Annotated in this window: 18 protein-coding genes; 8 read left to right on the forward strand and 10 right to left on the reverse strand. The window is 71.6% G+C overall.

Translation table 11 applies throughout. The features are described 5' to 3' along the window. Window positions 1-121 precede the first annotated feature (121 nt). On the forward strand, window positions 122-823 hold the full coding sequence (locus ACWEVP_RS12925) for an IclR family transcriptional regulator (protein WP_051183801.1): 702 nt from the start codon (window positions 122-124) through the stop codon (window positions 821-823). Between the two features lie 14 nt (window positions 824-837). Here ACWEVP_RS12925 and ACWEVP_RS12930 read toward each other — a convergent pair whose 3' ends face one another. Then, window positions 838-1152, reverse strand: a complete 315-nt coding sequence (locus tag ACWEVP_RS12930; RefSeq protein WP_452062725.1) for a nuclear transport factor 2 family protein — start codon at window positions 1150-1152, stop codon at window positions 838-840. Between the two features lie 100 nt (window positions 1153-1252). Here ACWEVP_RS12930 and ACWEVP_RS12935 point away from each other — a divergent pair, with 100 nt between their 5' ends. Then, complete coding sequence (locus ACWEVP_RS12935; protein ID WP_452062726.1) at window positions 1253-1498, forward strand: hypothetical protein; 246 nt, start codon at window positions 1253-1255, stop codon at window positions 1496-1498. Between the two features lie 52 nt (window positions 1499-1550). Next, complete coding sequence (locus ACWEVP_RS12940; protein WP_452062727.1) at window positions 1551-2123, forward strand: hypothetical protein; 573 nt, start codon at window positions 1551-1553, stop codon at window positions 2121-2123. A 4-nt stretch (window positions 2124-2127) separates the two neighbouring features. Here the strand turns inward: ACWEVP_RS12940 and ACWEVP_RS12945 are convergent, their stop codons facing one another. The 5 genes from ACWEVP_RS12945 to ACWEVP_RS12965 form a co-directional block, all read right to left on the reverse strand. Beyond that, window positions 2128-4188 (reverse strand): glycoside hydrolase family 3 C-terminal domain-containing protein, encoded by a 2061-nt coding sequence (locus ACWEVP_RS12945; RefSeq protein ID WP_452062728.1) that lies wholly within the window; start codon window positions 4186-4188, stop codon window positions 2128-2130. A gap of 401 nt (window positions 4189-4589) precedes the next feature. Then, complete coding sequence (locus ACWEVP_RS12950) at window positions 4590-5567, reverse strand: hypothetical protein (protein ID WP_452062729.1); 978 nt, start codon at window positions 5565-5567, stop codon at window positions 4590-4592. Further along, window positions 5564-8965 (reverse strand): AAA family ATPase, encoded by a 3402-nt coding sequence (locus ACWEVP_RS12955; RefSeq protein ID WP_452062730.1) that lies wholly within the window; start codon window positions 8963-8965, stop codon window positions 5564-5566. The genes ACWEVP_RS12950 and ACWEVP_RS12955 overlap by 4 nt, the downstream gene beginning before the upstream one ends. 1 nt (window position 8966) lies before the next feature. Then, window positions 8967-10127 carry an exonuclease SbcCD subunit D gene (locus tag ACWEVP_RS12960; protein ID WP_452062731.1) on the reverse strand — a complete coding sequence of 387 codons (1161 nt, stop codon included), beginning with the start codon at window positions 10125-10127 and terminating at the stop codon, window positions 8967-8969. A gap of 37 nt (window positions 10128-10164) precedes the next feature. Continuing rightward, window positions 10165-11907: an ATP-binding protein gene (locus tag ACWEVP_RS12965; protein ID WP_452062732.1), complete on the reverse strand. Its 1743-nt coding sequence runs from the start codon at window positions 11905-11907 to the stop codon at window positions 10165-10167. Between the two features lie 529 nt (window positions 11908-12436). On the opposite strand from ACWEVP_RS12965, the gene ACWEVP_RS12970 reads away from it, so the two are divergent. The 4 genes from ACWEVP_RS12970 (at window position 12437) to ACWEVP_RS12985 (ending at window position 15394) form a co-directional block, all read left to right on the forward strand. Beyond that, window positions 12437-13015 (forward strand): hypothetical protein, encoded by a 579-nt coding sequence (locus tag ACWEVP_RS12970; protein ID WP_452062733.1) that lies wholly within the window; start codon window positions 12437-12439, stop codon window positions 13013-13015. A 366-nt stretch (window positions 13016-13381) separates the two neighbouring features. Continuing rightward, complete coding sequence (locus ACWEVP_RS12975) at window positions 13382-14038, forward strand: HU family DNA-binding protein (protein WP_452062734.1); 657 nt, start codon at window positions 13382-13384, stop codon at window positions 14036-14038. Window positions 14039-14623: 585 nt separating this feature from the next. Then, entirely contained in the window at window positions 14624-14800 is a 177-nt protein-coding gene (locus ACWEVP_RS12980) for a hypothetical protein (RefSeq protein WP_452062735.1), read from the forward strand. Between the two features lie 183 nt (window positions 14801-14983). Then, entirely contained in the window at window positions 14984-15394 is a 411-nt protein-coding gene (locus ACWEVP_RS12985; protein ID WP_452062736.1) for a histone-like nucleoid-structuring protein Lsr2, read from the forward strand. 351 nt (window positions 15395-15745) lie between these two features. On the opposite strand, the gene ACWEVP_RS12990 is transcribed toward ACWEVP_RS12985, so the two are convergent. From ACWEVP_RS12990 to ACWEVP_RS13005, 4 genes are all read right to left on the reverse strand, one after another. Further along, window positions 15746-16420: an HU family DNA-binding protein gene (locus ACWEVP_RS12990; protein ID WP_452062737.1), complete on the reverse strand. Its 675-nt coding sequence runs from the start codon at window positions 16418-16420 to the stop codon at window positions 15746-15748. A gap of 298 nt (window positions 16421-16718) precedes the next feature. Next, window positions 16719-17702 carry a hypothetical protein gene (locus ACWEVP_RS12995; protein WP_452062738.1) on the reverse strand — a complete coding sequence of 328 codons (984 nt, stop codon included), beginning with the start codon at window positions 17700-17702 and terminating at the stop codon, window positions 16719-16721. Further along, window positions 17699-18979, reverse strand: coding sequence for a hypothetical protein (locus ACWEVP_RS13000; RefSeq protein WP_452062739.1), 1281 nt, complete (start codon window positions 18977-18979; stop codon window positions 17699-17701). Before ACWEVP_RS13000 ends, ACWEVP_RS12995 begins: the two co-directional genes overlap by 4 nt. Beyond that, window positions 18976-22614 carry a protein kinase domain-containing protein gene (locus ACWEVP_RS13005; protein WP_452062740.1) on the reverse strand — a complete coding sequence of 1213 codons (3639 nt, stop codon included), beginning with the start codon at window positions 22612-22614 and terminating at the stop codon, window positions 18976-18978. The genes ACWEVP_RS13000 and ACWEVP_RS13005 overlap by 4 nt, the downstream gene beginning before the upstream one ends. A 173-nt stretch (window positions 22615-22787) precedes the next feature. Here ACWEVP_RS13005 and ACWEVP_RS13010 point away from each other — a divergent pair, with 173 nt between their 5' ends. Beyond that, window positions 22788-23477: a hypothetical protein gene (locus ACWEVP_RS13010; protein WP_452062741.1), complete on the forward strand. Its 690-nt coding sequence runs from the start codon at window positions 22788-22790 to the stop codon at window positions 23475-23477. Window positions 23478-23587: the final 110 nt, after the last annotated feature.

Consider the following 23587-nt stretch of genomic DNA (forward strand, 5'->3'; position numbering starts at 1 on the left):
GACGTCGGAACTCGGGCGCGCACCTGCGGAACGGAGGCGAGCCGCGAAGGAAGGACGCAGCTCGAGTTCGGGGTTTCCCAGATACTGGACTTCCCAAAGTGCGGGACGCTAGTATCGGTTCGTGGGACAGCATAGCGGTATCGGAGTACTGGACAAAGCAGTGGCCGTCCTGCAGGCGGTCGCGGACGACCCCTGCGGCCTCGCGGAACTGTGCACGCGGACGGGCCTGCCCCGGGCCACCGCGCACCGGCTCGCGGTCGGGCTCGAGGTGCACCGGCTGCTGCGCCGCGGTCCGGACGGCCGCTGGCGGCCCGGTACGGCGCTGGCCGAGCTGGCGGGTGGTTCGACCGACCCGCTGCTCGACGCGGCGGGCGTGGTGCTGCCGAAGCTGCGGGACGTCACGGGCGAAAGCGTGCAGCTCTACCGCCGCGACGGCGTCCAGCGCGTGTGCGTCGCGACGGCCGAGCCGCCGTCCGGCCTGCGCGACACGGTCCCGGTGGGCTCGCGGCTGCCGATGACGGCCGGCTCGGGCGCGAAGGTCCTCGCCGCGTGGGCGGACCCGCACACGCAGCGCACGATCCTCGCCGACGCGGTCTTCGGCGAGCGGACGCTCCTGGAAGTGCGGCGCCGCGGGTGGGCGCAGTCCGTCGCCGAGCGCGAGCCCGGCGTGGCGAGCATCTCGGCGCCGGTCCGCGATTCGGCGGGCACGGTCGTGGCCGCGGTGTCGGTGTCCGGCCCGATCGAGCGCATCGGCCGCAAGCCGGGCGCGCGCTGGGCCGCGGACCTGCTCGCCGCGGCGGACGCGTTGCAGGAACGGCTCTGAATTCCGGTCAGGTCTCAGGCTTGGCCGGTTTCGAACCGCGCCACCTTGCCGTCGCGAACGGTGAACGCCCATCGCGTGCGCATGGCACCCCACGTCGAGTTCGAGTAGTTCGCGACGAACCGCCTCCCCTCGTCCTGGGCGGTCTCCACTTCGAGGTGGCCCTGGCTGGAGAAGATCTCCTTTCCGGTCCACTCCTCGAGGTCGCGGTCGGTGCCGTCGTCGGACATCGTCGCGTCGGGCGTCAGCGCGGCCCGGAACGCGGTGCGGTCGCCCGCGTTCAGCGCGTCGACGAACGCGCGCACGGCCGGGTCTTCGATCTGGTGCGTCATGCCGTCATCGTGCACCGTTCGGGGGAACCTCGCGAAAACCGCGTATTCGGTGACGGCGGTCACGTCTCCTCCAGGACAGCACCACGGAGGGGGAAGGACCATGTTGAACAGACGAGCACTGGCGATGCTGCGGGCGGTCGGCGCCGGGCGGGCCGAGCTGACCTGCAGCTGCGAACCGGACCTGCGGGTCGACGGGCTGCCGTGCTGCGACCAGGCGACGGCGCACGAGCTGGCGCGGGCGGGGCTGATCCGGCCGGCCCGCGTGGTGGCCGTCGGGCAGTGGACGCGCGCGGAGCTGACCGACGACGGGCGGCTGGCGCTGGGCGGGACGCTCGCCGCGGCGTGACGCAACCGGCGGGGCCCCTCGCGCGTGTACTCGCAAAGCGTGAGGGGAAACCATGAAGATCCTGCCGGGTGTGCTGGGGGCGTGCCTGCTGCTGACCGCGTGTTCGGAGCCGGGTCCGGCGGCACCACCGCCGACGGTGACGGTGACGGCGCCGACGACCGCGCCGTCGGTGGACCCGGCGACGCTCGGCTGGCTGGACGGGTTCTGCTCGGCGATCCACGACTACCGGAAGCGCACCAACGCGGAGGCGGTCCCGGGCACCTCGCGGCCGGGCTCGGTCGAGGAGGCGCAGCGGGCGCTGAGCCAGGAGCTGGGCGGCATCGCGGACCGGGCGGGCGAAGTGGTCGACCGCCTCGCGGCGCTCCCGCCGGCCCCGGTCCCGCTGGCGGAGACGGTCCGCAAGGCGTTCGTCACGAAGTACACGACGGCCCGCGACCGGGCACGCGACGCGAAGACGGCCCTCGACAGCGCGAAGCCCGGCGACGCGGCTTCGCAGGATCCGGCGTGGCAGGCGCTGGAGCAGGCTCAGCAGGACGTCGACGGCACGTACGACCCCGTCGCCCCGCTGGCGGAGTCCCCGGAACTGCTGACCGCGGCGGCGAGCGCCCCGGGCTGCAAGGCCTGAGCGGTCACCGGCGGACGAGCGGAGCCTGCAGCGGCAGCGACCGCGACGAGTCGCCCACCTGCACCGTGAACCCGCCCTTCACCGGTGCCCACGCGTGGCTCGCCGCGTCCCACACCGAAAAGTCGCGCGCGTCCAGGTGGATCGTCACCCGGCGGGACTGCCCCGGCGCCAGCTCGACCCGCGAGAACCCCTTCAGCTGCCGCGGCGGTTCGCCCGCGGCCGCCGGGAAACCGAGGTACAGCTGGGCCACCTCCGCGCCCGCGCGCCGGCCGGTGTTGCGGACCGTGAACGTCGCCGTCGCGCCGTCGCCCGTCGAACGCACCGACAGCCCCGAGAACGCGAACGTCGTGTACGACAGGCCGTACCCGAAGGGGAACAGCGGCGCGCGGCCCTGTGCGTCGAACCAGCGGTAGCCGACCTGCAGCCCTTCCGAATACTCCGCGACCCCGTTCACACCGGGGAACTGCGCCACCGTGCCGGCCGGGGTGTCCGCGTCGGCCGCGGGGAACGTGATCGGCAGCTTCGCCGACGGGTTGACGTCGCCGAACAGCACGCTCGCCACCGCGGCGCCGTCCTGCTGGCCCGGGTACCACGCCTGCAGGATCGCCGGCACCGACGACGCCCACGGCATCAGCACCGGACCGCCGCTCTTCACCACGACCACCGTGTGCGGGTTCGCCGCGGCGACCGCGGTCACCAGCGTGTCCTGGGTGCCGTCCAGGGCCAGGCTCGGCCGGTCCTTGCCTTCGGTTTCGTTGTCGCCGACCATCACGACCGCGACCTCCGCACCGGCCGCCAGCGCGGCCGCCCGCGCGGGGTCGCTGCCGTCGTCCAAGGTCACCGCGGCCCCCGGCACCCGGGCCTTGAGCCCCGCCAACGGGTCCACTGTGGACGTCGGGATGACGGCGGAGCTGCCCCCGCCGCCGGTCTTGGCCTTGGTGGCGAACGGCCCGATCAGCGCGATCGACTTCACCGCGGAGCCGAGCGGCAGCTGGGCGTGGTCGTTGCGCAGCAGCACCATGCCGCGTTCGGCGAACTGCTTCGCGGCCGCGTCGTGCTCCGCGGCCGGCAGCGGGGTGAGCACGGGCGGGTGGTCGAACTGCCCGAACGCGAACATCGTCCGGAACCGCGGGATCAGCAGCTGGTCGACGCGCTGTTCGCTGACCTGCCCGGCGAGCACGGCCTGCTTCATCTTCTCGCCGTACCAGGTGCCGTCGATCATCTCGAGGTTCATGCCCGCGTTCGCCGAACCGATCGTGCTGTGCGCGGCGCCCCAGTCGGACTGGACGAACCCCGTGAAGCCCCAGTCGCCGCGCAGCTTGTCCTGCAGCAGCGCCGGGTTTTCGCACGTGAAGACGCCGTTGATCTTCGGGTAGGCGCACATCACCGAGCCCGCGCGGCCTTCGGTCACCGCCTGCTCGAAGTGCGGCAGGTACACCTCGTTGAGCGTGCGCTCGTCGATGTGCTCGTCGATGCTCTGGCGCTGGGTCTCCTGGTTGTTCGCCGCGTAGTGCTTGACCTCGGCGATGGTGCCGTTCTCCTGGATGCCGCGGATGTCGGCGGCGCCCATGGCCCCGACGAGCACCGGGTCCTCGCCCATGCCCTCGAACGTCCGGCCGTTGCGCGGGACGCGGGCGATGTTGATGTCGGGCCCTTCGGAGACGTTGTGCGCGAGCGCGCGGGTTTCGTCACCGATCAGGCGGCCGTAGCGGCGCGCGAGTGCGGTGTCGAACGTCGACGCGAGCGCCATCGTGGCGGGCAGCGCGGTCGCCGGTTTCTGCGGTTTGTCGTCGGCCGGGCCCATCCCGGCGGGGCCGTTGGCGATCCGGAAGCCGGGGACGCCGAGGCGCGGGATGGGCGGGACGAACCGCTGGTGCTGCGCGTCGGGCTGCAGGTGCAGCTGGGAGATCTTCTCGTCGAGGGTCATCGCGGCGACGAGCTCGGCGGCGCGGCGGTCGGGCGGTTGACGGGTGTCGCGCCACGGCTGCGCGTCCGCGACCGCCGTCGCCGGTGCCGAGAGCGACAACCCCAGTACCGCGGCAAGAACGAGCCGGCCGGTGCGCATCGCGGTCTCCCTCGTCGTCGAGCGGGATCAACGGCGGACAAGTTAACGCATACGTGACCAGGAAACATAGACTCGATAGTCGTTCACGTACTTGAACGTCGGTGCGGCTCAACCGTTTCCCCCGCTCAAGCGTGGAGGGAGCACTCGGGAGTGGGGTGCGAGCTTGCCGCAGAAAGCACTGATCGGACTAACGACCGCGGCGAGGCCACTCGCTCCGGCGCACGCGGGTGGCCGGCGAGCTGACCCTCCACAAAGGACACCCCGGGACGGCGCGGGCCCCCAGGCAGCCGTTCCGGGGGCCCGCCCACCCCAGAGGGCGGGCCCGGCCCGGTGGGCGCGGATCGCGCCCACCGGGCCGGTTCTGGTCACCGGCTTGTTCCGGCTGCGGGCCGAAGCGCTCCTCAGCGGGCCGCGGCCAGCCGCAACGCCCGGTAGACGAACTGCTGGTCCCCCAGCCGGTGCCGCAGGTCCCGCTCCAACCCCGCGATCGGGTACAGGTTCTGCGGCGCCCGCGAGTCCTTGTACTCCACCGACGCGAACCGCCCCAGCACCGACTGCGTCAGGTTCGCCAGATCCGCCACCTCCGCGCGCCCGAGGTGGGGCGCCGCCTCCACGCGGACCACCCCCGACCACGGCGGTCCGCCCACCGACGGCAGCCGCAGGTACCACGAGTGCCGGACCCACGTCGTGCCCATCAGGAACACCGGGGTGCGCTGGCTGGGCGCCAGCCCGCCGACCATCGCGTTGAGCTCGCCCGGCAGGTACGTCGTCTGGTGGCTCTTGATGAACCCGACCGCCCGCGACAGGTGCGTGCGGCCGCTGAGCGGGCCGTCCACCACCAGCAGGTCGCTGCCGACGTGACCGGCGATCGCCGCCCGGGCCGCGGTCGCCGTGTCCAGCTCGGCCTCGGCCAGCTGCTCCTGCAACGCCGACGACAGCACCACCGCCAGCGGCTTGTCCTCCTTGGCCGCGGCGCGGAACGCCCGGTAGACCCCCGCCGGGGTGACGATGTCGGCGGCTTCGGAGGCCACCGTGAACACCCCGCGCCGGACGTCGGTCCCCACGACGTGCGCCCGCCCGTCGCAGCAGCACACCACCCCGGCCGCGTAGGACGCACACAGCCCGATGGACGCCGAGTTCGTCCCGGCCGGGTCGTCGATCCAGACGCGGGCGTCGATGCGGCGGACGCCGTCGACGAACAGCACCGCGTCGGGCGGCGAAACCGGCGAAGGGTCGATCGGGGCCCATTCCGCCATCGGCACCTCGACTTCGAGCTCCACCTCGGCCCCGGACCGCGCCAGCTCTTCGGCCTCCATCGAGCTGCCGTAGCCCGGGTCCCACGAGTCGACGCTGAAGTGCATCCCGGCCACCGCCGTCATGCGCCCTCCCTGCTGATGTGCGAGCCGGAGCCGTCGCGGGTGACCAGGAACCGCACCGGCACGCGCTCGGCGAGCGCCGGTACGTGCGTGATCACCCCGACCATCCGGGAGCCGGTGGCGGACAGGTTCTCCAATGTGGACGCCACGACGTCGAGGGTGGCCTCGTCCAGGGTGCCGAAGCCCTCGTCGAGGAAGATCGACTCGAGCTTGGTCGCCCCTTCGGCGGCCATCGCGCCCAGCTGCGAAGACAGCGCGAGGGCCAGCGAGAGCGACGCCTGGAACGTCTCGCCGCCCGAGAGCGTCTTCACCGGGCGGCGGGCGTCGGCCTCGTTGTGGTCCACCACCAGGAAGTCGCCCTTGTCGTGGGTCAGCTCGAACTGGCCGCCGGACAGCTCCAGCAGCGACGCCGACGCCTCGGCGACCAGCGTGTCCAGCGCACCGGCGATCAGCCAGCGCGGGAACTTGTCCGAGCGCAGCTGATCCGCGAGCAGCCGCGCGACCTGCGCTTCGGACTCCGCGGCGGCGATGTCGCCGTGCAGGCCGGCCACGCGCGCCACCCGTCGCCGCATTTCCGTGTGGTCGGCTTCCGCGCGCGCCCGCGCGGTGGCCAAGGCGACCGGCACGCGGTCGCGCACCGGCCCTTCGGGCAGGGCCACGCCGAGCGCGGTGACGTCGTCGGCGACCGCGCGTTCGGCCGCCCGCAACGCTTCGGCCGCTTCGCGCTCGGCCGTCGTCGCGACGGCCAGGCGGTCGCGGTGCTCGTTCGCCTGCCCCGCCGCCCAGTCCGTGAGCGCGGTCCACGCGCCGAGCAGGCTGTCGCCGTCGATCGGCGGCGCGCCCAGGCTCACCAGAGGGTCGCGAGCCCGGGAGAGCCGCTGCCGTTCGGCGTCGACCTGCTCGGCGATGCGCGTCTGGGCCTCGGTTGCCTGTTTCGCGGCGGCACGGGCGGTCCGCAGGTCCGCGTCCGCCTTCTTCGCGGCTTGCTCGAGTTCGGCGACCTTCGCGAGCTGCTCGGTGACGACCTCGGCGGTGGGCGCGCCCGCCAGGGTTTCGCCCAGTTCGCCGTGCCGGCGCCGGGTGGTCGCGAGCGCGGTGCTCGCCGACTGCTCGGCCAGCGCCGCGTCTCCCGCTCGTTTCCGGCGTTGCTCGGCGGCCCGCTCGGCGGAGGCGAGGTCGTCGGCCGCGACGACGGCTTCCTTGCCCGCGGTCTCGGCCGCCGCTTCCAGCGCGGCCAGCGCCGTCCGCCGGTCTTCCAGCGTGGCCGCCGCCCACGCGGTGAGCCGCTGCCAGCCCGCGGGGACGTCACCGTCGTCGACCGCGGGCGCGCCCAGCTCCACCAGCGGATCGCGGGCCGCCCGCAGCGCTTCCCTGGCCGCGGCGAAGGACTTCTCGACGGCGTCGGCCTCTTCCTGCGCCGCCGCACGATCGGCGCGGGCCGCCGCCAGTTCCTGGTCGGCGGCGTGTGCAGCGTCGGCGACGCGGGCACGGCGCTCGATCGTCGCCGACAGCCACTCGCCCCGCTCGCGCACGGCCGTGACGAGGTCCGCGTAGTCCTGCTCGGAAAAACCCGCTTCGACCGGGCGACGCAATACCGGCGATTCCGGCGGGCCGTCGACCTCCACCAGTACCGCGCGCAGTTCTTCCGCCTGCGCGGCCGCCGACGCGGCCGAGTCGGCGTCGCGGTCTACGGCCCGTTCCAGCGTGCGCAGCGCGGACTCGGCGGCGGCGCGTTCGCGTTCGGCGCGCTCGAGGCGTTCCGCCGCTTCGGCCAGGTGGGCGTGGCCCCCGGCGTCGGGCAGCGTCGCGACTTCCTGCTCGCAGACCGGGCACGGGTGCCCGACGGCGAGGCCGGCCCGCAGCGTCAGCGCCTGCCCGGCCCGTTCGGCTTCGAACACCGCCGTCTTCGCCGCGGCGACTTCGGCGTCGGCGCGGGCGAAGCCGGCTCGCGCCGCTTCGAGTTCCGTCCGGCGCGCCGCCTGCTCGGGCGCGGCTTTCCGTTGCGCGTCGCAGACCGTGTAGAGCGTCCTGGCGTCGGAGCGGGCGGCCGCGAGCGGGGCGACGTCCGGCTGCTTGGCCAGCGCCGCGCGTGCTTCGGCATCGGCGGTCTCGGCGGTCCGCAGGCGGGCGTCGGCGTCCGCCGTGCGCTTCGCCACCCGCGCGGCTTCCTTCGCCAGGTCACCGAGATCTTCCGGCGGCCGCAGCCCGGCCAGCCGATCGCGGTCCTGCCGGGCACGCGCCGCTTCGGCGGCGGCGTTCTCGGCCGCCCGCGCCGTCGCGTCCCGCGTCTGACGAGCGACGTCCACGGCGGCCACGGCCTCCGTCACCGCCGCGGCGGCGGCCGTCTTCGCCGCCGCTGCCGCTTTCGCGGCGGCTTCCAGGTCCGGAAGGGCCTTTTCGGCCTCGGCGAGCTCCGCGCGGGCGGCGCGGATCCGTTCCAGCTCGCCGCGGGCGGGAGCGGACGCGAGCGCGGCGCGGGCCGTCTCGTCCGCCGTTTCGGCCGTCTCCAGCGCGGTCCGGGCCGTGGTCGCCTCGTCGGCCGCGGCGCGGCGCCGGTTCTCCAGGTCTTCGACGCCGTCCGGGCGTTCCAGGGCGTCGAGGACGCCCAGTTCCTTCGTCAGGGTCGCGACGCTTTGCCGGGCTTCGTCGTGCGCACGGGTCGCGTCGCCGAGCCCGGGCAGGGCCGCGGTCACGCGCGCGTCCAGGTCGGCCAGCGCCGTCATCCGCGCGGCGAGCTCTTCGACGGCTTCCTCGGTCGCGTCGGCGTAGCTGCCGAGCTGCTCGGTGAGGACGGCGGCCCGCTGCTTCTGCTGCTCCGCCGTGACGCCGGCGCGGCGGCCGATCCGCTCGTAGACCTCCAGGCCCAGCAGCTTGATGAGGATCTTCTGCCGGTCGGCGGCCTTGGCGTGGAGGAACTCGGCGAAGTCGCCCTGGGGCAGCGCGACGCAGGTGCAGAAGTGCTTGAACGTCAACCCGAGCAGCCGCTCGACGGCCGGGGTGACCTCGGAGTCCGCGGCGACCGGGTCGGCGTCGTCCTCCGGGCCGCCGAGCGCGGTGGGGTCGATCAGCCGTTCCAGGCGGACGTTCTTGACGCTGACCGTGGGTTTCTTCCCGCCGCTGCGCCGCACTTCGCGCACGACGTGGTAGCGCGCGCCGCCGGCGTCGAAGACCAGCCGCACGGTCGCGCGGTTCGCCGTCGGGGCGAGGGCGGGCGCGACGAGCCCTTCGTGGTCCCAGCGGGCGACCGAACCGTAGAGGGCGAAGGTGAGCGCGTCGATCACCGTGCTCTTGCCGGCGCCGGTCGGGCCGACGAGCGCGAAGTAGTCCGTGTCCTCGAAGCTGACTTCGGTCTTGTCGCGGAACGACGCGAAGCCGGTCATCTCCAGCAGCACAGGCCGCATGTCACACCCCGCTCGTCTCTTCGTCGTGCAGCCGCGCGAAGAGCGACTGGACCCGCTTGTCCTCGATCGTCCGTTCTTCGCAGTAGGACGCGAACAGCTCCCCCGGTGAACGGTCCGCGACCGCGCGGTCGCCGCCCGCCGTCGTCACGGGCGCGGCGAACTCCGGGTCGATGCGGATTTCCAGGGCGTTCGGCAGGGCTTCCTGGATCTCCTCGCGCAGCCCGGCCCTGGTCGCTTCGCGGACGTAGACGCGGAGGTAGTCCTCGCCGAACTCCTCCTTGCGGCCGGTCAGCTCCGCCACCGTGCCGTGGACGGTCCGCAGCCGGCGCCCCTTCGTCATCGGGATTTCGGTGATCTTCGCCGGTGTCGCCGGCGTGACCTCGACGGCCAGGACGACGCTCTTGTTGTCCTGCTCGCCGAAGTCGACGGCGAACGGCGAACCGCTGTAGTGCACCGGGCACGCGGCGGGCAGGGACTGGCGCCGGTGCAGGTGGCCGAGGGCCACGTAGTGCGGATCGGCGCCGAACGCCGTGGCCGGCACGTGGTACTCGAAGATGGACTGCGCCGCGCGCTCGCCGCCGCCCATCGTCCCGCCGGTGACCGTCAGGTGCGCCATGACGAGGTTCACCGCGCCGTCGGAGAAACCGGTCCGGAGGTGCTCCAGGATGTCGCGCACGCGCTGGTCGTATTCGCCGACGTTGTCCGCCGGGGTCCCGGTGAGCAGTTCGGCGGCGCGGACCGCGTAGCGCTGGGAAAGGAAGGGCAGCACGGCGACGTTGACGCGTTCGCCCGTCGACCGCGCGTCGAACGAGTACACGCCACCGTCGTGGACCGGGCGGGGATCGCCGGTGAGCTGGATGCCCGCCGCCCGCAGCAGCGGGCGGTACGCCTCGAACGTCGCGGCGTGGTCGTGGTTCCCGGCGATGGCGATCACCTCGGCCCCGGTTTCGCGCAGCGCCATCAGGGCCCGCACCACGAGTTCCTGCGCGGCCGCGGACGGCGCCGACGTCTCGTAGAGGTCGCCCGCGACGAGGACGGCGTCGAACTGCTCGTCCCGCGCGATCCGGACGATTTCGCCGAGCACCGCACGCTGCTCGTCCAGGCGGTTGCGGCCCTTGAGCGTCTTGCCGACGTGCCAGTCGGAGGTGTGCAGGAACTTCACGCTTCGTCCTTCCGTTCTTCCGTGCGGGCCGGCGGGCTCAGAACGGCGGCGGGTCGTCGCCGAAGGGGTCGCTGCCGCGCGTCGGCAGGCCGGCGAAGGGATCGGACTTCTTCGACGACGGGGTCGCCGAAGGGATCTGCCCGGCCTCGGAAAGCCGCGTGGCCCAGGCCGGGAACGGGAAGCCGACCGCGATCGGCACCGGGATCTCCGGCTGGCTCACGAACATCGTGCCGGGCGTGGCGAGCGTCGCGCGGACCCGCTGGCTGGCGGGGAGGAAGCCGTATTCCGGGCGCGAGGCCTCGGCGGCGTCGAGGCGGCCGACGATCCGCACCGAGCTGTTGCTGACGATCCGGCGTTCGACCTCGGAGGCGGTCTGCTGCGCGCCGATGAGGATGACGCCGAGGGACCGGCCGCGCTCGGCGATGTCCAGCAGCACCTCCTTGATGGGGCTGCTGCCTTCGCGCGGCGCGTACTTGTTGAGCTCGTCCAGCATGGTGAACAGCAGCCCGCCGGGGCCGGCGGCTTCCTTGCGCGCGGTCTCCGCGGCGAGCGTGACGCCGACGACGAACCGCTGCGCGCGCTCGACGAGGTTGTGGATGTCCACGACGGTCACCTGCTGGTTTTCCGTGGACAGCTTGCGCGCGGCGTGGTCGGTGAGGTCGCCGCGGATGAGGCCGGACAGGGCGCGCTGGCTGGAGCGCAGGCGGCGGATGAAGGCGTTGACCGTGCCGGCGCCGGTGACCGCGCCCGCCCAGCTCGCGCGGGTTTCCTCGTCGGTGACGCGCTCGCAGATGACGTCGATGAGTTCGGCGTAGGTGCGGCACAGGACGCCGTCGACGTTCGCGGCGCCGTCCTTGCCCACCGGGGTGCTGTCCAGCCGCAGGCGGTTCGCGACCTGGTGGATGACCATCGTGTACTGGTTGCGCTCGTCCTCGGCGTCGGCGAAGACGTAGGGCAGCAGGTCGCCGGAGCAGAACTCCGCGATGGTCCACCAGAACGCGCCGACCCCGGAGGTGCGCCCGGTGACGTAAGGCTTCCCGGTGGTGTCCGACGGTGTCGGCGGCGCGTAGAAGCCGACGGAAGCGAAGGGCTCCGCGGGCAGGCCGAGCTTGGCGTACTCGGCCTTGAGGTTCTCGTCGAGGGCGCGGTTGGGGGTGTCGAGGAACAGCAGGTCCTCACCCTTGACGGAGAAGACGAGGGCCTTGGCGTTGTGGGCGTTGGGCAGGGCGCCGCCGCGGAAGATCGAGTGCAGCAGGAACAAGGCGAACGACGTCTTGGTGGCGACGCCGGAGACCCCGGAGATGCTGACGTGCGCGCCGCGGGTGCCGTCGAGGAAGTCCAGGTTGAGGTAGACGGGTTCGCCGTCCCGCCCCAGGCCGACGGCCACCTGCCGGGTCATGTTGTCGAAGTAGAGCGCCTGCGCGCGATCCTCACCCTTGGCGCGCTCGACCTGGCTGCCCGGCTTGGGCGGCACGTAGCACTCGGGCTCGACGCGGGTGGTGGCGATCTCGGCGATCTCCTGCACCTGAGCGGGCAGGACGCCGTCGGAGATCAGGAAGACGTCGCTGCCGAAGCTGGCACCTTCGTGCCGCGCGCTCACCTGCGTGACAACGCCGTAGGAGGTGACTTCGCCGAGGCCGGGCAGCTGCCGCCGGGTGACGACGACGTCGTCGAGCTGCAGGTAGGCATCGGGATCGATGGCCACGTGGAACTGCAGCGGCGTCGAGTCCTCGGTCCCGGCCACCCGGCCGACCACGGTGGTGAGCGTCTCCTGGTCCACGGTTCTCCCTGTCGCACCCGGGTCTTCCTCCCGCGGCAGACTAGCCCGCCGGACCGACAGTCCCGCGTCCAACACGGCGTTGCGCCTGCTGCGTACCGGAGTGGTCACGCTGGGCCGAACGAGTGAGTTCACCCCACGGGGAAGATCTTCAGTCACCGCAGGGCTTTTTCCGTCACTTACCGACATGAGCGTGACGAAGGAGCCCACCGTGAGCAGACCGGCCGAACAGATGTCCGACACCGCTCGGTACATCGGGTCTTCCCACGGAGAGCTGCCGGCGCCCGAACATCCGGATCCGGCGTGACGGACGGCACGGGTGACGCAGAACGGGACCGCGCGCTGGGCGGCACATGGCGATGAGCGCTCGGCGGCATCAGTGGCGGTTCGAAGGGAGGGCCGTTGCCCTGTGCTCGGTCGCGATGCCCAGCACCGCGCCCTCACGCGCCTCAGAACGGCCCTGACCGCGCGGGAGGCGATCTGAGTGGGCAGGCGCGAACCCGGCCCCCGCCAGGCGGTTCACCGGACGATCGTGGTGGTCGACGTCTCCGGCTACGGGAACGCCCGCCGGACCAATGCGCATCGGCTCGTCGTCCGGCAGGCGCTGTATCAGGCCCTGCGCCGGGCTTTCGGCGACTCAGGTGTGCCCTGGAAGGACTGTTCGCCCATCGACTGCGGCGACGGCGTGCTGGTCCTCGTTCCGCCCGAAGTCCCCAAAGGGCCCATCGCGGCTTCCCTGCCGCGCGCACTGGTGCGCGGGCTGCAGCGCCACAACGCCCGGCACCGGACGGAGGAACAGCTGCGGCTGCGGATGGCCCTGCACGCCGGAGAGGTCGTCCACGACGAGTTCGGCGTTACGGCCCCTTCGATCATCCATGCCTTCCGGCTGCTGGAAGCGGCCCAGGTGAAGGCCGCTTTGCGGTCGTCAGCGGGTCCGCTCGCCGTGATCACTTCCGCTTGGTTCCACGACGAAGTCGTCCGGCAGACCCCGTCGATCGACGCGGCCGCGTTCCGTCCCGTCGAGGTCGAGGTGAAGGAGACCTACGCGATCGGCTGGCTGTCCCTCCCGGGCTCCGCGGCAAGATCCCCGGCGGCGCCAGGGCAAGCCTGATCGGGGCCGGCCGGTGGGCCCGGGAACCCCCGCCGCTGCGCGGGATCGGGGCCGGCGTGGCCACAGCCACACGCCGGGAGGCCGCGCGTCGGCGTGTCGCGCAAAAAGTCGCCGGAAGGGCCCCGGGTCCTATATGGACGACCACTGTGGACGGCACTCGTACCGCGTTTTGCCTGCTCAGAGCCATGGTCGAAGTCCAGTTTCCATTCCGGGCGCCCTCTCACGGACGTCCCTCAGGAGGCGGAACCAGCGCCCTCGCAAGGAAATATTTCGACCCCCGGTTGGATTTTGTGCGGTATTGGTAATACCGTGTGCAGTGTCGGCCGAGATGGGCCGTGACTAGTAGTTCCACTATGGAGGACTGGAATGACGAACAAGGCCCAGCTGATCGAGGCGCTGTCGGAGCGTCTGGGCGACAAGAAGGTGGCTTCGCAGGCCGTTGACGGTCTCGTGGACATCATCATCCGGACGGTCAACAAGGGCGAAAAGGTCAACATCACCGGCTTCGGGGTGTTCGAGAAGCGTGCCCGCGCCGCCCGCACCGCCCGGAACCCGCGCACCGGCGAGGCCGTGCGCGTCAAGAAGACCAACGTGCCCGCCTTCCGCGCCGGCACCACCTTCAAGGACGTCATCTCCGGCACCAAGAAGCTGCCGAAGGCCACCCCGGTGAAGCGCGCCACCGCCACCGCGACCCGTGCGACCGCCACCAAGGCCGCCGCCGCGCCGGCCAAGGCCACCACCACCCGCACCACGCGCGCCGCCGCCGCCAAGCCGGCCACCACGCGCTCGACGACCACGCGGACCCGCGCCACCGCGGCGAAGCCGGCCGCCAAGGCCACCGCCACCAAGGCGGCCCCGAAGACCGCGGCGAAGACCACCGCGGCCAAGGCCACCACGGCGAAGGCGACCACCACGCGGGCGAAGGCCGCCGCCAAGCCGGCCGCGACCAAGACCGCCGCCGCGAAGAAGACCACAGCCGCCAAGGCTCCGGCCAAGCGCACCTCGGCCGCCAAGAAGAAGTAACTTCCGCTTCACCCCGGAAGGGCCCCGCACCGGCTGGTGCGGGGCCCTTCGGCGTTCCGGGGAAACAGCGTTCACCGGCCGGCGGCGGGAAAGCGGAACCGGTCCCGGACACACGCTCACCACCCGGCGGGTGGTGAGCGGAAGAATTCACGGCCTCGCCGCCACGCGTGCGCCGGACGGGACTCCGGCAGCGAACCAACGCGCCTTCCCGCCGCGCATGTGTACCAGCCAGACTCCCCTGCAACGGCCCCCATAGACCCCTCCGCCGCCCATCTGCACCAGCTGGCTCCCCGCGGCGATCCCACCCCCGGGAAGGACCGTGTGGCCGGCTTGGGGACGCTGTGGCGGTTCTGGGGCACTTGGCGCAGCCCAGTCGGCGCTGTGGTCCACCTGGGCGGTGGGAGGGGCGTGTGAGGGCGCCTGCGGGGAGTCAGCTGGTGCAGATGCGCGGCGAGGGTGCGGCCGGCGAGCGATTCCCCGCCCGCTTTCCGCAATAACCCCCGAAATAATCGATCCGCGCCGACGGTTGCCGTCCCGCCAGGCGGGTATCCACACACCACGGAATTGCCCCGGCAAGGAGTTGTGATGGCAGCGAACCAGAAGCCCGACACCCCCGAAGACCTCGCCCGCTCGCGGCAGCACATCGAAGAGGCCAAAGACGCCGCCGCGAAAGCCGAGCTCGCCGATCCCGTCGAAGAGAAGGCCGACGAGGCACTCGAGACGGATCCGTCCTACCACCACGGCGAACAGAGCACGACCTAGCACTCGCCCGCACCGCGGAGCCGGCCCGGTGCGTCCAATCAGGACCGCCGAATCGCGGGAAGTCCACGGGAAATTGCCGTACCGATCCCCGGGTGGATACACTCCACCTGAGAACGTCGGTCATTGTGCAACTTGTCACACGTCACGTTCCCCGGACGCACATCCAGCTTGAGGAGCATTCCCGTGGCCCAGAAAGTCCTCGTCGAGATCCTGGACGACATCGACGGCAGCACCGCTGCCCAGACCGTTCAGTTCGGTCTCGACGGCGTCACCTACGAAATCGACCTTTCGGACGACAACGCCGCCGCCCTGCGCGACGAACTCGCCCGCTACATCGCGGCCGGCCGGCGGATCGGCGGCCGCAAGGTCCGCGTCGCCACCGGGCAGTCGACCACGACGAGCACGACCGACCGCGAGCGCAACCAGCAGATCCGCGCCTGGGCGAACGCGAACGGCTACGAGGTCTCCGAGCGCGGCCGCCTGTCGTCCGAGGTGATCGCGGCCTACGAGCAGGCCCAGGTGACCGAGGCCGAGGCCCCGGCGGCGCCGCGCAAGCGCGCCCCGCGCAAGAAGGTCGCCGCCGCCAAGAAGTAAGGCGGTGGCCGGAAGATCACTGGGGAGAGATCGAGGCGCACGGCCCGTTGGCGGCTGGGACCACCCGTCCTCGCCGCCAACGGAGGCCATTCCCGCCCGGCCACGCGGGTGACGACACCCCGCCGGCCCCACTTCTTCACGACGGACTTCGCGATTCCGGCTCGCTGCGACAGCTCCGCTGAATGCGGACCCTGGATGCCCCGAAGAGCCGGCCGGACGGACCAGGTCGGAAAGACACCCGCCACCGGTCCCTGGGAGTCGTCCGAGCGGTTCAAGCCGTTCCAGCGAAAGGCGTGAACGCCGAAGGGCCCCGCACCGACCGGCGCGGGGCCCTTCGAGGTTCAGCAGGTGTTACTTCTTCTTGGCGGCCGAGGTGCGCTTGGCCGGCGCCTTGGCGGCGGCCGGCTTCTTCGCCGCGGTCGCGGTCTTCGCGGCAGCCGGCTTGGCGGCAGCGGTCTTCGCCCGCGTGGTGGTCGCCTTCGCCGTGGTGGCCTTGGCCGCGGTGGTCTTCGCCGCCGCGGTCTTCGGGGCCGCCTTGGTGGCGGTGGTGGCCTTCGCGGCCGGCTTCGCCGCGGTGGCGCGGGTCCGCGTGGTCGTCGCCCGCGTGGTCGTGGCCGGCTTGGCGGCGGCCGCGCGCGTGGTGCGGGTCGTCGTCGCCTTGGCCGGAGCCGCGGCGGCCGCGGTCTTCGTCGCCGTCGCGCGAGCCGTGGTGGCGCGCTTGACCGGGGTGGCCTTCGGCAGCTTCTTCGAACCGGAGATGACGTCCTTGAACGTCGTGCCGGCGCGGAAGGCGGGAACGTTGGTCTTCTTGACCTTCACGGCCTCACCGGTACGCGGGTTGCGCGCGGTCCGAGCGGCGCGAGCGCGCTTCTCGAAGACACCGAAGCCGGTGATGTTGACCTTCTCGCCCTTGTTGACCGTCCGGATGATGATGTCCACGAGACCGTCAACGGCCTGCGCAGCCACCTTCTTGTCGTCGCCCAGACGCTCCGACAGCGCCTCGATCAGCTGGGCCTTGTTCGTCATTCCAGTCCTCCATAGTGGAACTAGCCGTCAGGCCCATCGGCCGACGTCACACAGAGTATTACCAGGACGGGGCAAAATCCAAACAGGGGTGACCATGAACTCTGTTGTGTCGCCTAAGAAGTCTTCCCACCTCGTCGGCGGCTCTGCCGCCGACGAGCCGCCCCGATTCACAGAAGTGACCCCTGACCTGCGGTTTCACCACACACCGGAGAATGATGTCCATATAGGACAGGCTCGCCGGATCGATCAGTTGTTCGACCCGGGTGGCGGGAAACCCCGGTGGCGCAACGAGTGCTCGTCAGCGAGCGAGTTCCGCCAGGGACAACAGAAGGTGCGCCGACTCGGGGTACCAGATGTCGGAGTGCGCTCCGGCCGGGTTCCACCAGCGGCCTCGGCGAAAGCGCCGCTCCGCATCGACGTTGACGATCCGGCGACCCAGCTCGGAGCGCCGGTACGGCGTGGCAAGGTCGTGCAGCTCCGTGGCACCGACGTGCTCCGCCGGGGCGAGCGCGCCGACGTGCCCGATGCCGCGGACTCCTCCCTCGGCCAGCCGGTGCCACAGGCCGGTCGCCCGGTCCGCGCGGGACCGCGTCAGCACGATGGGGCCGTTGATGGGCGCGTTCTCGAGCACGGGCGCGAACCGGTCCGTGAAAACGTCGGGCCGTGCGGCCATCTGGAAGACCAGCAGGGTGTCCACGGTGTACGGGTAGCGGGCGTCCGCGCGGTTCCACCCGAGCACGGGCGGACCGTCCCCGGCCGCCGCTTGGACGGCCTCGACGACGAACCGGCCGCCGAAGGAATGACCGACGCAGTGCAGGTACTGGCCGGAAACCGTGCGCAGGCTCGCCGGCCCGTCGGGCAGCTGGCGCTCGGCGTTGAGGTAGCCCAGCAAGTGCCCCAGAGCCTGCGCGGCGTGCCCGCCGGTGGTCATCGCGTGCGCCCGGTCCCGGATCCTCCGGTACCCGGAAAGGAAGGGGTTGCTCATCGACGGCCAGCGGACGATCACGTAGCAGCCCTGCCAGCGGCCCAGGCCCGGGTAGTCGTCGCGGCCGGCGTCGTAGCGCGCTTCGACCAGGTCGAAGAACTGACGTGCGCGCCGGTCCGCGGTCGCGCGGGTGGTGCGCCAGCCGTGGACGAACACGACGATGTCGGTCGCGTCCGCCGGCACCGCCAGCCACCTCGTCAGGAACCGGGGAACCGCCTCGGGCGGGACCGGGGAACCGGTTTCGGGGTCCAGGAAGTCACCGTGGTCGTCGAGGTCGAGGAGCACGGGTGCCGTCATGGCTTCCCTTCCTGCCACAGGTGGACGTCGATGCCCCGGTACAGCGAGAACATCAGGCCGAGCGGGTTGGCGTACTCGTCGGCGAAGAGGCGCGCCAGCGATCGGACGATGTCGCCGAGCTTGGCGCCGGACTCGAGGAATTCGCCGAACAGGCGGTGGGAGTACTCGCACGCGAACACGGGCGGCAGGTCGATCTGGGGGCCGATCAGGCACCGGCCGCCGTTGTTGAGCAGGACCTTGCCGAACGCCGCGTAGAACTCCGAGCAGACCTGCCCGCCCTCGCACGCGCCCACGTAGACGAACGGCCGGGTGGGCAGGGGCGCGTCCACCAGCCACGCGGCGATGTCGGCGCCGAAGATCCGCTCGTCGTCGCCGAGCTTCAGGTACGGGTGCTCGACCCGGCCGTCGGCGCCGGCGACCTTGCCGTGGCAGCCGAAGTAGGTGACGTCGTCCTTGAAGGCCTTGCTGCGGAAGTGCGCCGACAAGGTCCGCTTGTCCTCGCGGAGGACGACCTCCGCGCGTCCCTGGAAGAACGCCTTGACGGGGCCGATGTACGGGGTGTCCGGGAACTGCCGGTCGACGCCGTCGTCGACATTGAGCCCGACGACCACTTTCTCGCCGGCCACGGTGATCCGCGCGTCGAAGTCGTCTATCCGGGTGAAAGTGTGCTCGATGACGTGCCGGTAGCCCCAGAAGCCCGCCACCGACCACTCGTCGTCCGCCGGGTACCGGTCCGGCCGGTCCGGTGCGGCGTAGAGCATCCCCCACGGCACGAGCAGGCTGTCGGACTCGATGCTGATGACGTTTTCGCGGTCGGCCAGCGCCGTTTCCAGGAGGGCGCGGATCCGCCGCAGTCCCGGATCGTCCCCGCCGAAAAGGAGCTTGTACGTGCTGTGGCCGGCCTGGGCCAGCGCGGCGCCGGCCCGCTTCAGCAGTTCGGGACGGCCGGAAAGGTCCCATGCCTCGGCGAATGGATGCCGCCGCCGTCCGACGTCGGGCACTTCCTCGTACCGGACTATGTGCCGCAGCCAAGCTCCGCGCAGCACGTCGACGCTGGAGCCGAGCACGTCGGCACCTCGGTGGAGGTATCCCTGGTAGCCGCCACCGCCGTCGTCGGGGAACGCACTTCCCCAGGCCTGCACCAGGAACCCGCGCTCGCGAGGGAGTTCGATGAACCGCAGGTTGACCGTCCGCGCCCGGTTGTACGACGGCACGGCGACGCGCAGCAGACCGTCGGTGTTGTCGAGACTCACCTCGGACCGCAGCTCGCGGCTCACGACCACGCCTCCTTCCGTTCCACCGGCAGCTCGGCGGTGATCTCGAGGAGCAGGTGGGTGTCGAAGTCCCGGTAGACCCGGAACGCGAGCCGAAGGCTGCCCGGCTCGGCCGGGACGACGTCGAATTCGACCGGATCGGTGCGCCGGTCGACGGTCAGCCACGCGGTCCGGCTCACGGGTTCGACCAGGCCGGAGGCCGTGTCGAGCAGCACCCTCAGCCGGACCGGCTCGGTCAACGGCGCGAACGGCTCCTCGCGGTGGAAGGCAACGGACACCCGCGCCGGCCTGCCGGGAACGATCGGCCCGTCGGTGCGGCATTCGACACGTGCCCGTAGCGCCCCTCCCCCCACCTGAGGCGGCACGGCAGGCAGCCGGCGCGGCGACTCCGGCTCGGCGAACTCGAGCATCTTGATTGCTTCCGAGACGCCGGTTTCGAGGCGCGCGGAGACCCGCACGCTCGTGACGAGACCCGATCCGACGAGTTCGGCCTCGCGCAACGGCACCGACAGCCGCTCCGAGAAGAAGTCCCCCTCGTTCCGCTCGGCGTAGGCGGTCGCATCGCGGAAGCTGACCAACCCGGTTTCCGCGTCGACGATGTCGACCAGCCTGTTCAGCCGGCGAAGCACGTCATCGTTGCGCTGCTCGGCTGCCATCGCCACCGCGTTCCCCAGCGCGTCGAGGGCCTCGCCCGGATCCCCGGCCTGGAAGGCCGCCATCGCGATCTCGAGCGCTTCCGCCAGGGCGGCCTGGTCGGCGAGGACGGCAGCGGCTGGTCCGGCCCGGTCCGGCTGGCGCAGCTCGGCGGTCCAGTGCCCCAGCACCGGCTGAGCCGACGACCTGGCTTGCCCGCTCACGGCCGTGACCTCGGCCAGCACGACATCTTCGCCGACCGGCGCGCGCGGGCCGGCGACGAACGTCAACGCGTAGTCCCGTGATTCGCCGGCTGTCCAGGTTCCCAGGCCGAAGACCGATGTCGTGCCCGACACCGCCGGCGAGAGCTCGGAAAGAACCGGATGTACCTCGCGAGCCGAACCGAGCCGGTGTGCGGTCGCCGTCGTCACCACGAGCGTGAGATCGCGAACCGGTCCGCTCGCCGAGACGGTCACGATCACCGGCACTTCGGTCGCGTCGAGCGGCAGGAACTTGTTCTGGTGGACCGCGACCTCCACCGCCGGCGCGGGAACCCGGCGGCCGAGCCGGCGGAAGCGGTTCGCGCGTCCGGTCAGAACCCGGCGCAGGCTCCGGGAAGCCGTCGTCCGGGCCGCGGTGCGATAGATCCCGTACAGCTGGTCTTGGAGTTCGCGCACGGCCGGAAGCCGGGACGCGGTCTCCGGGTCCGTCGTCCGCACCAGCAGGGCCGTTTCGAGCACCACGGCGGCAAGACGGTCGTGGACCTCCCCGGTCGAGCCGGCCCGGGACAGCCGTTGAAGCGCGGTCGCGACGTGACCGGGGCTCGGCGGACCGGCGCCCGGGAGCACGGCCGCCAGCGCTCGGATCGCCGCGATCCTGGCCTCCACCACGTCTGCGGCGTCGTCGAGCACCGCTGCGGCGCCCACGCGGTCGCCCTCCGCCAAGCGAGTCCGTGCGAGCCCGAAGGCCGCCGCGACCTCGCCGCGGTCCCGCGCCCAGACCGCCTGGAAACATCGTCGCGCTTCGGCCGCATCACCGCGCGACTCGGCGCAGAAGCCGAGCGCCAGCCACGGTGCCTGCTCGCCCGGGCCCAGTTCGGCGCATCGCCGGAACCCCGCCTCGGCTTGGCGGTTGTCCGAGTTCGCCAGGTCGTCCAGCGCCCGGGTCCACCATCGAGCCGGCTCGGTTTCGCTCCGCTCGGGCCGCACACGGGGCAAGGCGCCGGCCATGCGGTGGCCCGGCGGCACGGTCGAGCAGTCGGCGAACGGGTTGGTGGCCAGGTCTTCCCACGGGGGAACGCCCAAGCCGCCGATGAGCGGATCGGGTGCCGGGGTGAACACGTCGGAGGGGGCCGGGTGGGGCACGTGGTCGCGCAGCGACAGGATCTGACGCAGGACGCCGCGCAGCTGCGCCGCCATTTCCGCCGCGTCGCCGAACCGCTCGTCGTAGGGAGCCGTCGCGCGAGCGATGACCAGCTCGAGCGCTTCCCAGCCCACATCGGACGCAGGGCCTTCGCAGGCCCGCAACAGCTCCCTCAGCGTCGTGCCCACGGTGAACAGGTCCGTCCGGACGGTCACGCCGTGGTCCCGCAACTCCTCGGAGGGCGGTTGGTAGTGCCGGGTACCGATCACCGGGCTCTCGTGATCGCCGATCGCCCGGACGGCGCCGAGATCGATGACCTTGATCCGGTCGCCCGTCTGCAGGACGTTGTCCGGCTTCATGTCGCAGTAGAGCAGGCCCTGCTCGTGCAGGTAACCGAGAGCGTCCAGGATCTGCAGCCCGTAGGTGGCGACGTGCTCGGGACGCAAACGCTTCGCCCGTCGGATCACCGAACGCAGCGACAACCCCGGCACGTATTCCATGACCAGGTAACCGGTCTCGCGGCCGGTCGACGGCTCGAAGTGCTCGACGAACTCGAACGCGCGCACGACGTTCGGGTGGTCGAGGTGCGGCAGAGTGCGCCGGGCCGCCGCGGTCCAGAGATCGGCGGCTGCCGCTCTGGAGCCGATCAACCCCTTGAGCACGACCAAGCGGTCCAAAGCCTCGTCCCAGGCGAGGTAGATCCAGCTGAAGCCGCCGTGCGCCAGGCATCCGCGCACCCGGTACCGCCCGGCGACGAGGTCGCCCGCGGCCAGCTCCGGGGTGAACGTGAAGGCAGCGCCGCAGGTCGGGCAGAAACCGCGATCCCGGCCCGGGGCGCCGTCCCGGCCGCGGCCGACGGGATGGCCGCAGGTTTCGCAGAAGCGCAGGTTTTCCCGCACGGACGGATCGGTCAGCAGCACCTCGGACGGTTCCGGCAGCGCCGCTTTGGGCAGCGACACGTGCAGCTCATCGGTGTCGCCGCCGAGCCGTCCACGGGTTCGGAGGACGAGCTGGTCGAGGCGTTCCTCGAGCACGGATTCCGTGACGACCCACTCCGCGACCCGGGGAAGCTGCCGGACGATCTCCGCCGCCGGGATCATCAAGGCCGTGCGCTGCCCCGCCGTGGCCACGACGATGCCGAGCGGGCGGCCGGTCGTCGTGTCGACCACAGCGCAACCGGAAGAGCCCGGCTCGAGCGGCCCTTCGACGTCCAGCTGGGTCCACCGGCCACCCGGCCCACCCGGTCCGAGTACGCGGCCGGACCACCAGATCCCGTAGTCGGCGCCCGGGGGAAACCCGAAGACCCGCACGTCACGCGAAGTGAGCCCCGGGATCCGGCGCAGCACCGCACCGGTCCCGGGTTCCACCGGCTTTTCGAGTTCCAGCAACGCGAGGTCGCCGAGTCCGTCCTGCCGAGCGGGCACCCACCCGCCCTCGACCACCCGCGCGCCGGCCGCGGGCCGGCCGGGCAAGCCGACGAAATCGACCAGCACTCCCGAAGGAGGCGACGGTCCTCCGCCGAGCACGTGGGCGCAGGTGAGGACGTGCCGGGAGCCGAGCAGGACACCGCCGCCCCGGACCCGGTGCTCGTCGTCCCGGATGCGGGCCCGCCAGAGCATCCGCCCGGGATTCGCCTCCTCCACGGGAATCGACCCTACCCGCGTCGAGTGCGGGGCAGGCCGGAATCGGAGGTATTACCGGCCTGGTCGAGCAGCGAATCGATTGACGGCCATTCCGTAACAACCTTCATGAGCGAGGAGATATCAGCCGGACCACCGTGCCTCGATCGGCCGGCGAATCCGGAGGACATGATCAAATGCGACTCACGCGCGACCTCATCCAAGAGCGCAAAGCGACGTACTTGCTTGATCACTACATGAACCTTCACGCGGCCATGGTCGGGGTCGCGATCGGCATAGCCGGCTTGGCGGCCGCGACGATCTTCACCTTCAAGGGGCCCGACGCCGAGCTGCCGCTTCGAGTCATGCTCCTGGGCATCAGCCTGCTGATCACCGCCAACATCTACCTCGGGCTGATGGTCGGTGGCCTCGTCCTTCCCGGCTCGTCTCCCTCAGGCCTCGACTTCCTGCTCCCCTTCGTCATCGGCGTGCTGGAGTTCGTGCTGTTCGGTTTCCTCGCGATCAAGCCGGAGGATCCGAAGATCGCCTCCACGTCCATCAAGGGCTGGTACATCACTTTCATCCTGCTCGCGATCTGCGCAGCCTGCGCGATCATGTGGGCGAGGCATCACATCCAGCCGGCGCGGTACACCGGCGACCAGGCGACGATGATCACCGAGTATCGGCAACGACTTCTCACCGACATCCGAGGTGCGTCGTTCACCGCCGTCGCCGGAAGCGTCGGCCTGACGCTCGACTACCTCCCCGTGTGGACCTGGATCCGCTACGTCCCGCCTTCGGTATTGGCCATCGGTCTGCTCGTCGGCGTCGCCGAGCACCAGAAGACGGCCAAGACAATCGCTCAGCATCTGGACAGCTCGAACTGATTCACCGCCACATCCCCCAGAACATCATATGTCCACAAGATCAAAAGCCACTCGATCCCTCGAATAGCTCGAACACGCCCCCAAGAACCCGACATTCATCATACGAATGA

This window comes from Amycolatopsis sp. NPDC003865, assembly GCF_053605345.1.